This window comes from Microbacterium maritypicum (assembly GCF_041529975.1).
Taxonomy (GTDB): domain Bacteria; phylum Actinomycetota; class Actinomycetes; order Actinomycetales; family Microbacteriaceae; genus Microbacterium.
In genome coordinates this window covers 2,312,697-2,323,665 of record NZ_CP168030.1, presented here as the reverse complement: position 1 = coordinate 2,323,665, position 10,969 = coordinate 2,312,697, and the positions used below count along the sequence as shown (strand labels likewise).

Here is a 10,969-nt window from a genome sequence, read left to right as displayed (position 1 = left end):
GTCAGGAAGAAGCTTAGATATGGGATTGACTCTGAGCCCCATCCTTCTCGATGCCGGGCTTGACCTCGCCGAAGTATTGGTGATCCGTCACGTCTATATCGAAGAACACACGGATACTGGCCTCCGCGGAATCCATGCGGACTCGACGGACGCGGAGATCATCGAGTACACGCGTCGCCAGTCCTCCAAGAGGACAAGTTTCCCAACGCTTCCGCCGCGCTACTGGGTTGTGTTCATTCCCGAGGGCGGCAACCAGGCACGATTCTGGGGTGTCGTGGAGAACTTTGGTGAGATGTCTAACGACGGCGTGCTTCGGGTGTTCGAGATCGGTAAGACCGACCATCTGGCTGATCTGCAGCGACGCCTAGTGATCGGTTGGCGAGCACCGCGAAGTTGGAAACTGCGCGGAACGACTGCAGCTACCTACCCGGTCCTCGGTATCGCCGACGCGGAACCAATCCCGTTTCCTGGCTTCGACCGCCTCGTCCTCAGTTATCCGCAGCTCGTGGCCGTCATGCGCGAGCATCGTTATGCGTCGTGGCGAACGGCACTTTCCTCAGTCGTTGGCATCTACCTCGTTACGGACACCCGCGATGGTCGGCACTACGTTGGCAAGGCGGACGGCGAGGAAAACATCCGTCAACGATGGACTGCGTATGCGACCAACGGGCATGGCGGCAACGTTGAGCTGCGAGCGCTGGACCCGTCAAGTTTTCGGTACTCGCTCCTGCGCGTTTTCGACCCGTCGACACCGACGTCAGCGATCGATATCGCCGAGAGTCATTTCAAGGTCGCGCTGGACTCGAGGCGGCATGGCCTGAACCGAAACTAGGCGCTGATACGGGCCTACGGAACAAGGTCGCGCTTGGCGTGTCGGTGTCTCCTGTCATAATCAGGTCACGATGGCAAGACTTATTCAACTCAAGCAGATCACGCTCACGTCGGGCGACGCCGTCGACGTAGCCTCCGGTGTTACAGCCATAGTTGGCCCGAATAACACCGGAAAGAGTTCGCTGCTCCGCGAGCTGCACGAGCGCATCATCTCGGACTCATCGTCTTGGACGGGCCGCCCCTGGAAGGTCGTCGGCCGAATTGAACTCGATTTTTCAGGAACTGTGCAGGATCAGGTCGAGGAGCTCGGACTACTATTCCCGCGTCGTGCACCAGGGCAGTACAACGACGGTCACTTCACCGAAGAGCATTTCCGACTTTCGAACGGTGGCGTTCTGACGCCGACCCAGATCACTCACTGGTGGGGGCGAACAGACGGCGGGCTCAACGGACTGGGGCAGTACTTCGCGACTTACCTGAACGCCGAACAACGACTCGGTCTGACTGGCAGCACTAGCTCTTTCGATCTTTATCGGGAGCAGCCTACGGGGCCGCTGCAAGTTCTGTATGCGAAGCGTGAACTCGAAGCCCAAATAGCCGAGCTTACGAAAGCTGCTTTCAAGGTGGGCGTCACGGTCAACCGCTACGCAGGAAGCCAGATCCACTTGCACTCAGGGAGCGTCACAATCGCGGAAGGCATCAGCCCGCAGCCACCGGAGTACATGGCCGAGCTCAACGCGCTGCCCCTGCTCTCAGATCAGGGTGATGGCATGCGTGCCTTTGTAGGGATGACCCTCTCTGTCCTCACCGGACGGTCTCCGCTCGTTTTGATCGACGAGCCAGAAGCCTTCTTGCACCCACCGCAGGCGCGAATGTTTGGTCAGTTCCTTGCAAGCTATGCAACCTCTGCGAACGGCGTGCAGGTGGTGGTCGCCACTCACAGTGAGGACATCATCGCAGGCCTCACGTCGACGCCTGCTGCTTCGGGAAAAATCTCCATCGCTCGGCTGACTCGGGATGGCACTCAAAATCACATTGCTCAGTTGCCGGCCACGGCCGTATCGGAGCTGTACGAGGATCCGCTGATCAAGCACTATGACATGCTGAACGGTCTTTTCTCGACGGGTGTGGTTCTCTGCGAAGCAGACTCCGATTGCACGTACTACCGTGCCGTACTCGACCTTCCGAGCCAGCAAGCCCTCACGTATGTACGAGAAGCACACTTCACGCACGCTGGCGGCAAAGCTCGAATTGCACGCGCCATCAAGGCCTTCGCAGCCACCGCCGTCCCAGTTGCTGCAATCTTCGATATCGATATCTTGCAGAACGACCACGAGTTCAATGCGCTCGTGGAGTCTGCTGGCGCAGACGCCTCAGCGCTCATCCCGCTACGCAACACTGTCGTGTCTGCTGTCCAGTCTCGCTCTCAAGTTCTCAAGCGAAGTGTAGTTCGAGCCGAGATCACAGAGGTCTTCGACCGATCCGCCTCAATCCACCTTTCGAAGGGCGACGCGCGGAAGATTCAGGAAGCTGCAGCCCCGAAATCAGGGTGGAAAGATCTGAAGAATTCGGGCTCCGCCCTACTCTCAGGCGATGCGCTTACTGCGTACCGTGGACTTGCGAATCACCTTGAGCGGCACGGCGTTTTCATTGTGGAGCAAGGAGAGCTCGAGCGTCTTCACCCGGAAGTGCCACAGGGCAACAAGGCGGACTGGCTGCGGTCAGTCATTGACCAGCGCACTTACGAATCATCACCTGCTATTGACCTTCTAGATCGAGTATCGGCGTACCTGGAAGCCGCACAGACGACAATTGAAGCTGCGCCAGACGAGGCAGAGGTCCTCGACCTAACCGTTCATGGTTGACCAGTCCAAGTTGAGCTCGTCGTGGACCATCCAATGCCGCGCCTCACCATTACGGACCACTTCAGCAGCCCGTCACCGGCCAGGAGGGGCAGCCTGGCAACAGGGATCACGCAGTTGTCATTCGCTCCCCGCCGAGCAGGTCGCACTCGGCAGCAGTCGATCAGCCTAGGCGCGCCCCGGCCGCGGTCGGATCAGGACACCCGCCGCACGTAGGGTCTTGATGACAGTGTGGGGCGCGAATCCAAGGCGCTTGCCGATGCCTGCGGCGGAGTCCCCAGCGAGATACGCGTCTGTGGCGAGCTTCATGTCAGATGCGGACATCCGTCTTCGAGACGTGTCGATGCCGCGCTCGCCCAGCAGCTTTGCCGCAGTCATGCGTGTGATGCCAAACTCGCAAGCGGCGTTCGTGAGATGACCCAGCTCGCGGAATCTTTCCTCGAGAGCGTCGACTTCTTCCTCGCGGAGCTGCCGCGCCCGCTGGATCGGCTTGTTCTGGCGCGTTTTTGACCGCTTCGATCGTTGCGACCGAAAGACCAAATCCAGAGGTGATTCGCCTACTCCGACATGTTTTGAGTGTTGTTGCAAGAGCCCCACAACGAAACCCGCGAGAGATCGCGGGTTTTCTTGTTTTCCAGGGCCCTTCGAAGCTGCGATGATCACCGGGAGCCGCGGGGAACGTCGCCGTCATAGGCTGACGACATGAGCAGAACCGATCGCGCCAGTCTCCTCGTCCACGTCGGCCGCGACGAGACGTTCGCTGCCTTGACCAGCCGCGAAGCGCTGCTCACCTGGCTGCCTCCCCACGGGATGCACGGGCGGTTCGAACGCTTCGACATGCGTGAAGGCGGCTCGTATCGACTGGTTCTCACGTATGACGACCCCACCGACTCGCCGGGCAAGACCTCGGCCGACTCGGACGCCTCCGAGGTGCGCGTCGCGCGGATCGTGCCGGGCGAGCTCATCGTGCAGGAGGTCGACTTCGACTCCGACGACCCGACGTTCCACGGCACGATGCGGATGGAGTGGCGTGTCCGCAGCGTGGCGGAGGGGACGGAGGTCGAGCTGACGGCCCGCGACGTGCCCGAGGGCGTCCGCGCCCGCGACCACGCGCAAGGACTGACATCGTCGCTGGCGAATCTCGCCGCGTATCTCGAGCCCTGATTCCCGGCGCCGTGGCTAGCGTGCGACTTCATGAGCGTCAACCCGGTTCATTCCGCACGCTCCAGGATCTAGCGTGAACGCACCTCGACGAAAGGATGCGATCATGTCGAACCCCATCATTCCTCCGGTCCCTCCCGTCCCCCACGATGACGATGCGGCCGACGTGCCCACCAGGGCCGTCGACGGTGAGCGCGTCCTCGATCCGGATGTCGATGACGCTCTCGTCGACAGCGCCGAGGCCGATCGCGTCGCCGCGGGAGCGGACGAGGACGCAGACGCCACCGGGGTCTGAGCGGGCCCGAGCCGCACCACCCCGCTTAGACTTACTCCATGGCACCGGTGGCGGCGACGCGGTTCGGAAGGAGCTCATCGAGCATCTTCCGGGGTGTGCTGTCGGGTGTGCTGCTCGTCGCCGCGGTCATCATCGGGCTGCTGGGCATGCACACTCTGAATCTGCACGGGACCGCAGCGGCCGATGCACCGGCTGCACTGACGATGACCGCTGTCGAGTCTTCCTCGGCGCACCACGGCACAGCTCAGGCGCATCCAACCGGGAGCCCCGCAGGCGCGGCCGATATGTCCTGCGCGGGTTGCAGCAGGGATGATCACACCGGGGCGGCGATGATGTGCATGCTCGCCCTTCTGCTCGTGCTCGTCCTCCTCATCGCGCCAGGAGTTCTCCGCAGCTGGTCGGGCACTCTGTTCCGGTCCCCCCTCATCGAGATCCTCACGGCACGGGTCCTCCCCCGCGCCCCCTCGCTTCACGTTCTCTGCATCAGTCGCACCTGAGCGGCTGTCGAGCCCGCGCTCTCGCGCACGGCTCCACACCTCTCACACACTCGCGCGCCGCCGCCCGGCGTGTGCGCCACGACTATGCGTATTGGAGAACACCCGTGAAGATTCGTGCTGCGGCCACAACCGCACTCGCGCTGTCTGCCGTCCTGCTCATGTCCGGCTGTACGACCGGCACCGATGACGGATCCATGCCTGGCATGGATCACGGCTCGTCGCCGTCCGCGGGCTTCGGTGATGCCGACGTCATGTTCGCCTTGATGATGATCGTCCACCACGAGCAGGCGATCGAGATGAGCGACATCGTGCTCGCAGCGAGCGGGATCGATCCCGCGGTGACCGAGCTCGCAGAGCGGATCACGGCCGCTCAGGGCCCGGAGATCGAACAGCTCGAAGGCTGGCTGGACGAATGGGACGTCAGCTCCGATGACCGCGACGCGAGTGGGATGGGTCACGGAGACGGAATGATGAGCGAGGACGACCTCACCGCCCTGCGGGAAGCCGAAGGCACCGCGGCCTCTCGCCTCTTCCTCGAGCAGATGATCATGCACCACGAGGGTGCCGTCGAGATGGCGCAGGCGCAGGTCGACGAGGGCAGCGACCCGGAAGCAGTCGAACTCGCCCAGACGATCATCGACGCGCAGACGGACGAGATCCAGGAGATGAAGGACCTCCTCACCGCCCTCTGACCCGTTCGGCGGCCGGTGTCGGCGCGCCCGGCACCGGCCCCGCTCCGTATGAAGGACCACGCCATGAACCACGACACGTCCACCCTTTTCACATTGCCTCGACGACGCAAGCTGTCCGCAGTGCTCGCCGCACTCGCCGTCGCCGGCATCGCCCTGGCCGGATGCAACGCGCCCGCACCCGACGCCGACCCGGCGGCGGCGCAGGAGATCCTCGCATCGCATGAACTCGCCGGACTCGACGTCGGAGAGGTGATCGAACGACTCGAGGCGATGCCCGTCGCGGACCGACCGGATCGTCTGCTCGCGTCGGTGCAACCCGATGCTCTCGTGCTCCGCGACGAAAGCGGTCGGGAGAGCCGGCTGCCGATGCCCCGAGATACGGTGTACGTCTCGATCGCACCGTTCCGCGAGCACACGCACGAGTGCCACTTCCACAGCCTTACGACGTGCCTCGGTGAGCTCTCCGATACCGAAGTACGGGTCAGCGTCACCGCTGAAGACGGCAAGACACTCGTCGACGAGACCCGACCCACCGAGGACAACGGCTTCATCGGCATCTGGGTGCCCCGGGACATCGAGGCGACGCTGACCGTCGAGAGCGAGGGCCTCACGGGTACCGTGCCCCTGTCGACCACTTCGCCGGACGACCGTACCTGCATCACCGATCTGCAACTGCTCTGACCGGACGCTGTTCCGATCGGACGCTGCTCGGACGACTGGCCGACGCAGCGAAACGCCCAGGGGACCCAGAAGCGCACCCCCTCGAGCATCGAGGGGGTGCGCTTCTGTACGACGCGGCAGCGACCGTCAGGTCGCCATCAGAGGCGGGCGGTGAGGAATCGTGATCGGACGGGTCGCGCGGCTGGAACCACGCATCCGCTCGACGTCCTCGAGCACCTCGAACGCGGTTCCGTAGCGAGTGGCGAGCGGCAGGTCACGGAGCCAGGTCACCTCGACCTCGGTCTCGGCGAGCTCGTAGACGCAGGCGACCACGTGGCGCGGATCGTTGGGTGAGTATCGAAGGTCGTTGATGACCCATTCCGACGCGGTGATGCGATTCAACATGAAGCGCGGATCGGGGAGTTCAGACATGCGGGGGCCCTCCAGGACTCTCTCGAGAAGAGCTTGCGCCCTCAGCGCTCCGAGGAGAAGCCCCTTGACAGCACCTGCGGAGGATGCGGGTCGGCTCAGCGGCCGGGGCGCACCGTCAGGTCGGTGATCTGTGCGTCCCGCGGAAGGTCGAGCGCCGTGAGGATGGTCGTGACCACGGCCTCCGGTGTGGCGTAGCGTTCCGCGTCGTACGCCTGGCCCTCCTGCTGGTGCACGCGCTCTTGCATCGGCGTCGCCGTGCGGCCGGGGTAGATCGAGGTCACCCGCACTCCGTGCAGCGCCTCCTCGGCGCGCAGAGCATCGGCCAGAGCTTTGAGCCCGTGCTTGGACGCCGCATACGCGGACCATCCGGCGTTGGCGCGCAGGCCGGCGCCGGAGTTCACGAACACCACCTGCCCCTGCGACACGCGCAGCACCGGAAGGAGAAGCCGGGTGAGCTCCGCCGGAGCGACGAGGTTGACGGCGAGCTGCTGCTCCCACAGCGCGGCCGGCAGATCAGCGACGTCGCCGAGGTCGACGACGCCGGCGACATGCACCAGCGAATCGATGCGGTCGGGCAGCTGCTGCTTCGACAACGCCCACGACAGTCGCCCCGGCTGCGCGAGGTCGCCGACGATGACGGATGCCCCGGGAAGGTCTTCCGCGATCTGCTTGGCACGCCCTGCATCCCGAGCCATCGCCACGACGACGTCGCCACGGTCCAGCAACCGGCGGGCGAGAACCGACCCGATGCCTGAACCCGCACCGGTGATCAGGTGCGTGGTCATGTCAGCTGGCGTCTGCCGCAGGCTCGGCCACGTCGATCGGAACGATCGGGCAGTCCTTCCAGAGGCGCTCGAGTCCGTAGTAGACGCGCTCCTCCTGGTGGAAGACGTGCACGATCAGGTCGCCGAAGTCGAGCAGCACCCAGCGGGCCTCCGCCCGCCCCTCACGACGCACGCGCTTGTGACCGGACTCGATCAGGCGGTCCTCGATCTCGTCCGCGATCGCGGCGACGTTGCGCTCGCTGTTTCCCGTCACGAGCAGGAAGATGTCGACGAGCGGCAGCGGCTCGGAGACGTTGAGCGCGACGAGATCCTCACCGCCCTTGTCGATGGCGGCTTGGGCTGCGAGGCGCAGCATCTCTTCGGCAGTTTCAGGTGATTGCATCAGATCATTTTCGTGGTGAAGGCGATGACGAGAACGACGCCGATCGCGAGGGCGAGTCCGCCGGCGATGATGGCGAGGGTCACCATCAGTCGGTTCCCCTTCTCGGGGGCAGGAGGTCGGATGACCTCTCCGGCCGGCTTGATGGTGCTGACGGCCGCACTCGCGGCGATCGGCGTGGGCGAGGATGCCGGCGGCAGCTCGCCATCGATGAGAACGGCGTCGACGTCCTTGCCGTCGGTGGTGCCGAGCGCATGGCCCTGCGAGCCCATGCCCTTCGGCAGCTCGTAGGAACCGGTGACGAGGATCTCTCCGGTCGACGCGACCGGGCCCGAGAGCGAGCCCTCCCCCGGCGACGGTGTGAAGATCAGCGCGTTGGGCGCGGAATGCTGTGACCCCGTCGAATCTCCCACGCCGATCAGCTCGTCGAACGAGGGCCGGAAAGGCGTGTGCGCTTCGGGGGCGTCGGCGAGAAGGCCTTCTCCGAACGAAGAGTTGACGGTCGGACGCACGTCGTCGTCTTCATCGTCGTCAGCATCGTGCACGTCGGCGAGGACGTCACCGTCGACAGCCTCGTCGCTGCCCTCGACGGGAAGTCCGAGCACCGCCTCGACATCGTCTTCGTCAACCGCGGCCTCTGCAGGGGTCTCGACGGCCTCGAGCGGGACGTCGCCGACCGTGTCGGCCGCGACTGCTGCGCTGACGGGGGCGACGGCGACCTCGTCATCCACATCGTCGTCCTCGTCATCGTCGACATCGACGGTCCGAGCGAAGTCCGGGACCCCGGAGACGAGCTCGACAGGGGCTTCTGCAGCGGCCACCGCGGGAGCTTCCTCCTGCTGCGGCGCCTCTTCTTCGACCTGCGCTGCGGCTGCTGCCTCGGCCTCATCGGCGGGCTCGGCGGATGGCACCGCTTCCGCCTCTTCGGCACCGATCACGGAGACGGAACCGGTGCGGGCCTTCTCCTGCTCGCGAACCTGGCGACGGGTCAGCGGGGCATCGCCGTTCGCTTCGTCGGTTACGGCGACCGGCACCGGTGCCGGCTCGATCTGGACGGGTTCCGCGGCACGGGGCAGCGGGGGCGCGGGGGGAGCCGCCTCGGCCGCCGCGGCGGCCTCCTCGCTGGAGATGACCGGGGTCGATCCCGTCAACCGGATCTCCCGCAACTGCTTGCGCGTCAGCGGACCGTGCCCTTGCTGATCCGATGTACTCATGCCTTGCTCCGATACAGGTGATGCTTCGCGATGTACTGAACGACCCCATCAGGGACCAGGTACCAGACCGGCTGATCGTCACGAACGCGTTCGCGGCAGTCCGTCGACGAGATCGACAGCGCCGGCACCTCGAGTTGGCTGACGTTGTCGCTCGGGAGGCCGTCAGTGCTCAGGACATGTCCAGGACGTGAGACCGCGACGAAGTGGGCCAACTCCCACAACTCATCATGGTCCCTCCAACTGAGAATTTGCGCCACGGCGTCGGCTCCCGTGATGAAGAAGAGCTCGGCGTCGGGTCGATCCCGCTTCAGATCGCGCAGGGTGTCGATCGTGTAGGTGGGGCCTTCGCGATCGATGTCGACCCGGCTCACCGTGAACTGCGGGTTCGAGGCGGTCGCGATCACGGTCATCAGATAGCGATGCTCGCTCGGCGAGACACCCGACTTCTGCCACGGATGCCCGGTCGGCACGAAGACGACCTCGTCGAGGCCGAAAGAGTTCGCGACCTCGCTCGCTGCGACCAGGTGGCCATGGTGGATGGGGTCGAACGTGCCGCCCATCACGCCGATGCGCGGGGGGCGCGTGGTCGCAGCGTCGTTCATGCGGGCCTAGTGGCCGTGTCCCGCCTCGTGGCCGTCTTTTCCGTGCTGCGCAGCCCATGCCTCGGCCTTCGCCGAGTGACGGTTGGCGACGTTCTTGTACGAGAACGTCACGAGGCCGAGCGCGCCGAACACGATCGCGGCGATGACCCCGAAGATCAGCGTCTCGAGCGCGACGTTGCCGTGGTGCTCGGTTTCGGCAGCGGCCATCGCGATCTGTGCGACGAGGTTCATCCTGGCTCCGTTTCGTGGCGTGCTGTTCGGGATCCTGCGGGGGTTACAGCGTCCCCCAGTCTAGCCCTCAGCCGCGCGTCTGCCCCGACCCACGCGCGAGCCATTTCGTGCTGGTCAGCTCGGAGAGCCCCATCGGTCCCCGCGCATGCAGCTTCTGGGTGGAGATGCCGACCTCCGCACCGAACCCGAACTCGCCTCCGTCGGTGAATCGCGTGGACGCGTTCACCATGACCACAGCCGAGTCCACCTCGGCGAGGAACCGCTCGGCATTGCGCGAATCCGTCGTGATGATCGACTCGGTGTGCCCCGTGCTATACCGACGGATGTGCGCGAGGGCCTCGTCGAGCGAGTCGACGACCTTCATCGCGATGTCGAGGCTCAGATACTCGGTCTCCCAGTCCTCCTCGGTGGCGGGGATCACGTTCGACATGAGCCCCACGACCATGTCGTCGCCGTGGATCGCGACACCCTCGCTCTCGAGAGCACTGGCCACCAGCGGCACGAGACGCGGCGCGGCCTGCCGGTGGACGAGGACCGTCTCGACGGCGTTGCACACACTCGGACGCTGCACCTTGGCATTCACGACGATGTCGCGCGCCCAGTCGTCGGGGGCGGTCTCGTCGAGGAAGATGTGGACGTTGCCCGCCCCGGTCTCGATGACGGGCACGGTCGACTCCGTCACCACGGTCTCGATGAGGCCCGCACTCCCCCGCGGGATCAGCACATCGATGAAGCCGCGACCGTGCATGAGCGCCTTCGCGCCGTCGCGGCCGAAGTCGTCGACGGTCTGGATCGCCTCCGCCGTGAGTCCGGCGCCCTCGACCGCCGCGCGCATGATGTCCACGAGCACGGCGTTGGAGTCGTGGGCGGCGCTGCCACCGCGCAGCACCACGGCGTTGCCCGATCGCAACGCGAGCGCGGCGATGTCGACGGTCACGTTGGGCCGGGCTTCGTAGATCGCACCGACCACACCGAAGGGGACCCGCACCTGCTCGAGCGCCACGCCGTTGGGCATGCGGTGACCGCCGACCACGCGCCCGACGGGGTCCGGGAGAGCGGCGACCTCGCGGACGGCGGCAGTCAGAGCCGCGACCCGCTTCTCGTCGAGTCGCAGCCGATCGATCAGGGACTCACCGATGCCGTCCTGCTGACCGCGCGAGATGTCACGACCGTTCGCCTCGATGATGCGCGGCGCGTCCGCCAGGAGCGCGAGAGCGATCGCTTCGAGCACACGAGCCTTGTCAGCGCTGGTCAGGGCCGCGGTGGCGCGGGAGGCCTCTTTGGCGCGCTCCAGGCGCGCCTGCGGGGTCTGGTCGGTCATCCGTCCA

The 10,969-nt window shown here is 65.2% G+C and carries 15 protein-coding genes; 7 read left to right on the top strand and 8 right to left on the bottom strand.

The window, feature by feature from the left end; translation table 11 throughout:
* Positions 1–19: 19 nt before the first annotated feature.
* Both ACCO44_RS11295 and ACCO44_RS11290 read left to right on the top strand, forming a co-directional pair.
* The gene (locus ACCO44_RS11295; RefSeq protein WP_372466600.1) at positions 20–832 is read left to right on the top strand and encodes a GIY-YIG nuclease family protein; all 813 of its coding nucleotides are present in this window, start codon (positions 20–22) and stop codon (positions 830–832) included.
* Between the two features lie 70 nt (positions 833–902).
* On the top strand, positions 903–2,696 hold the full coding sequence (locus tag ACCO44_RS11290; protein WP_372466599.1) for an AAA family ATPase: 1,794 nt from the start codon (positions 903–905) through the stop codon (positions 2,694–2,696).
* Between the two features lie 165 nt (positions 2,697–2,861).
* On the opposite strand, the gene ACCO44_RS11285 is transcribed toward ACCO44_RS11290, so the two are convergent.
* The gene (locus tag ACCO44_RS11285; RefSeq protein WP_372466598.1) at positions 2,862–3,356 is read right to left on the bottom strand and encodes a hypothetical protein; all 495 of its coding nucleotides are present in this window, start codon (positions 3,354–3,356) and stop codon (positions 2,862–2,864) included.
* Positions 3,357–3,395: 39 nt separating this feature from the next.
* Between ACCO44_RS11285 and ACCO44_RS11280 the strand changes: the two genes are divergently transcribed.
* The 5 genes from ACCO44_RS11280 to ACCO44_RS11260 all read left to right on the top strand — a co-directional run bounded on the left by ACCO44_RS11280 (position 3,396) and on the right by ACCO44_RS11260 (position 6,019).
* Complete coding sequence (locus ACCO44_RS11280) at positions 3,396–3,857, top strand: SRPBCC domain-containing protein (protein WP_029261681.1); 462 nt, start codon at positions 3,396–3,398, stop codon at positions 3,855–3,857.
* Positions 3,858–3,960: 103 nt separating this feature from the next.
* On the top strand, positions 3,961–4,149 hold the full coding sequence (locus ACCO44_RS11275) for a hypothetical protein (RefSeq protein ID WP_372466596.1): 189 nt from the start codon (positions 3,961–3,963) through the stop codon (positions 4,147–4,149).
* Positions 4,150–4,187: 38 nt separating this feature from the next.
* Complete coding sequence (locus ACCO44_RS11270; protein WP_372466595.1) at positions 4,188–4,646, top strand: DUF6153 family protein; 459 nt, start codon at positions 4,188–4,190, stop codon at positions 4,644–4,646.
* Positions 4,647–4,750: 104 nt separating this feature from the next.
* Positions 4,751–5,338, top strand: a complete 588-nt coding sequence (locus ACCO44_RS11265; protein ID WP_372466594.1) for a DUF305 domain-containing protein — start codon at positions 4,751–4,753, stop codon at positions 5,336–5,338.
* 63 nt (positions 5,339–5,401) lie between these two features.
* On the top strand, positions 5,402–6,019 hold the full coding sequence (locus tag ACCO44_RS11260) for a CueP family metal-binding protein (RefSeq protein ID WP_372466593.1): 618 nt from the start codon (positions 5,402–5,404) through the stop codon (positions 6,017–6,019).
* Between the two features lie 126 nt (positions 6,020–6,145).
* Here the strand turns inward: ACCO44_RS11260 and ACCO44_RS11255 are convergent, their stop codons facing one another.
* The 7 genes from ACCO44_RS11255 to ACCO44_RS11225 form a co-directional block, all read right to left on the bottom strand.
* The gene (locus ACCO44_RS11255; protein WP_029261676.1) at positions 6,146–6,430 is read right to left on the bottom strand and encodes a hypothetical protein; all 285 of its coding nucleotides are present in this window, start codon (positions 6,428–6,430) and stop codon (positions 6,146–6,148) included.
* Positions 6,431–6,525: 95 nt separating this feature from the next.
* Positions 6,526–7,215, bottom strand: a complete 690-nt coding sequence (locus ACCO44_RS11250) for an SDR family oxidoreductase (protein ID WP_372466592.1) — start codon at positions 7,213–7,215, stop codon at positions 6,526–6,528.
* 1 nt (position 7,216) lies between these two features.
* Positions 7,217–7,597, bottom strand: coding sequence for a ribosome silencing factor (gene rsfS, locus ACCO44_RS11245; protein WP_029261674.1), 381 nt, complete (start codon positions 7,595–7,597; stop codon positions 7,217–7,219).
* Positions 7,597–8,808, bottom strand: a complete 1,212-nt coding sequence (locus ACCO44_RS11240; RefSeq protein ID WP_372466591.1) for a hypothetical protein — start codon at positions 8,806–8,808, stop codon at positions 7,597–7,599. Before ACCO44_RS11240 ends, rsfS begins: the two co-directional genes overlap by 1 nt.
* Complete coding sequence (gene nadD / locus ACCO44_RS11235) at positions 8,805–9,410, bottom strand: nicotinate-nucleotide adenylyltransferase (RefSeq protein WP_029261672.1); 606 nt, start codon at positions 9,408–9,410, stop codon at positions 8,805–8,807. Before nadD ends, ACCO44_RS11240 begins: the two co-directional genes overlap by 4 nt.
* 6 nt (positions 9,411–9,416) lie before the next feature.
* Positions 9,417–9,641 (bottom strand): hypothetical protein, encoded by a 225-nt coding sequence (locus ACCO44_RS11230; protein WP_029261671.1) that lies wholly within the window; start codon positions 9,639–9,641, stop codon positions 9,417–9,419.
* A 67-nt stretch (positions 9,642–9,708) separates the two neighbouring features.
* Positions 9,709–10,962 carry a glutamate-5-semialdehyde dehydrogenase gene (locus ACCO44_RS11225; protein ID WP_372466590.1) on the bottom strand — a complete coding sequence of 418 codons (1,254 nt, stop codon included), beginning with the start codon at positions 10,960–10,962 and terminating at the stop codon, positions 9,709–9,711.
* Positions 10,963–10,969 lie beyond the last annotated feature (7 nt).

Coding starts and splice junctions, on each gene's coding strand:
- nadD (WP_029261672.1), bottom strand. CDS start 9,410: ATGAACGACGCTGCGACCACGCGCCCCCCGCGCATCGGCGTGATGGGC.
- ACCO44_RS11250 (WP_372466592.1), bottom strand. CDS start 7,215: ATGACCACGCACCTGATCACCGGTGCGGGTTCAGGCATCGGGTCGGTT.
- ACCO44_RS11275 (WP_372466596.1), top strand. CDS start 3,961: ATGTCGAACCCCATCATTCCTCCGGTCCCTCCCGTCCCCCACGATGAC.
- ACCO44_RS11255 (WP_029261676.1), bottom strand. CDS start 6,430: ATGTCTGAACTCCCCGATCCGCGCTTCATGTTGAATCGCATCACCGCG.
- ACCO44_RS11270 (WP_372466595.1), top strand. CDS start 4,188: ATGGCACCGGTGGCGGCGACGCGGTTCGGAAGGAGCTCATCGAGCATC.
- ACCO44_RS11260 (WP_372466593.1), top strand. CDS start 5,402: ATGAACCACGACACGTCCACCCTTTTCACATTGCCTCGACGACGCAAG.
- ACCO44_RS11280 (WP_029261681.1), top strand. CDS start 3,396: ATGAGCAGAACCGATCGCGCCAGTCTCCTCGTCCACGTCGGCCGCGAC.
- ACCO44_RS11290 (WP_372466599.1), top strand. CDS start 903: ATGGCAAGACTTATTCAACTCAAGCAGATCACGCTCACGTCGGGCGAC.
- rsfS (WP_029261674.1), bottom strand. CDS start 7,597: ATGCAATCACCTGAAACTGCCGAAGAGATGCTGCGCCTCGCAGCCCAA.
- ACCO44_RS11230 (WP_029261671.1), bottom strand. CDS start 9,641: ATGAACCTCGTCGCACAGATCGCGATGGCCGCTGCCGAAACCGAGCAC.
- ACCO44_RS11295 (WP_372466600.1), top strand. CDS start 20: ATGGGATTGACTCTGAGCCCCATCCTTCTCGATGCCGGGCTTGACCTC.
- ACCO44_RS11225 (WP_372466590.1), bottom strand. CDS start 10,962: ATGACCGACCAGACCCCGCAGGCGCGCCTGGAGCGCGCCAAAGAGGCC.
- ACCO44_RS11240 (WP_372466591.1), bottom strand. CDS start 8,808: ATGAGTACATCGGATCAGCAAGGGCACGGTCCGCTGACGCGCAAGCAG.